Source organism: Stutzerimonas sp. LR2, from assembly GCF_055755175.1.
The window spans coordinates 1-618 of sequence record NZ_JBVTRR010000092.1 but is presented as its reverse complement, the minus strand read 5'-3'; the positions used below and the strand labels follow the sequence as shown (position 1 = coordinate 618).

The following is a 618-nucleotide window of genomic DNA, read 5'->3' as shown; positions in this document are numbered from 1 at the left end:
AGCCAGGCTCTGATTTTGAAAACGGCTGAGGTAGTGGCTGAAAAAATGCGATCTACCGAACTGAAGCGGGGGCTCACGAACGAATGGGCAAAACCCGATTGGGGATCGTCTTGCATCAACGATTTTCTCCGGCATGTCGATAAGGGCGACCCGAGAGACCTCGCAGTCTACGCTAACATGATGATCCACCACGGCTGGACAACGAAAGATGCAGTGAAGAATGTTATCAGCCAAGTTTTCGAACAAACCAGCCAAGAGCTGCGTGAAGAGCTGGTAGCCTTAACACAGCTGCTTCGTGTTGTTTTTGTTTATGCTGGACTGAGTAAGCCTGAATTGCCTATAAGCGGGGCTCAAATGTTGATGCAAGCCGACGACCTCAGCGCCGTGCTGCGCCAGTCTGTTGTTCTGCCTGAAATGAATTTAGACCACGTTCAGGTGTTTCATCATGCATTTAACAACTTCAGCGACGAGCCGCTTGGCCCGGAGGAAGCGGATAATATTTTGACAGGCTTGAAAGCAGTCGTAAATTCGCTGCAACGCTAAAATAACCCGCGTCTCGCCTGGCCGAGGCTATGAAACTGGAGAAGGAAAAAACTATGAACCAGATCGTGACCGACG

1 protein-coding gene is annotated in these 618 nt (G+C 50.2%); it reads left to right on the top strand.

Features of this window, described 5'->3' with window-relative positions; translation table 11 throughout:
* A partial coding sequence (locus tag ACVRRC_RS22220) for a hypothetical protein (RefSeq protein WP_472997612.1) occupies nucleotides 1-543 on the top strand: 543 nt, incomplete at its 5' end.
* Nucleotides 544-618 lie beyond the last annotated feature (75 nt).